Below are 346 nucleotides of genomic sequence, written 5' to 3' on the forward strand. Positions count from 1 at the left end.
GTTCACACAAACATGGGAAGCGAAGCGATTGTTGCTGAGAAGGGCATTGAAAAGCCGAAACGCGTGATCGCCCTTGCAGGCGCAACGGGCGGCATCGGCGAAGCATTGGCTTTGGGCTATGCAAGCGCCGGGACGCACCTCATGATTGCGGGTCGGAAAGAACAGATTCTTGAGACAATTGCCGAAAAAATCCGGGCTCGCGGGGCTACTGTAGAAACCGCGTCATTTGATTTGCGGGATCACGATGCTGCCGAAAAGTGGAGTCAGCGTGCGGCTCTGAAGAATGCGGACGTCTTCATCCTTTGCGGCGGTGTTTCCGCCTCGGTCGAGCCGATGAAGATTGCGG

At 56.4% G+C, this 346-nt stretch carries 1 protein-coding gene; it reads left to right on the forward strand.

Translation table 11 applies throughout. The features are described from left to right. Positions 1 to 346, forward strand: a 346-nt coding sequence (locus H6A60_RS12850) for an SDR family NAD(P)-dependent oxidoreductase (protein WP_205105251.1), incomplete at both ends; no start/stop codon positions are given.

The sequence above is a fragment of the Sutterella massiliensis genome, from assembly GCF_016899755.1.
GTDB classification, from domain to species: Bacteria; Pseudomonadota; Gammaproteobacteria; order Burkholderiales; family Burkholderiaceae_F; genus Sutterella; species Sutterella massiliensis.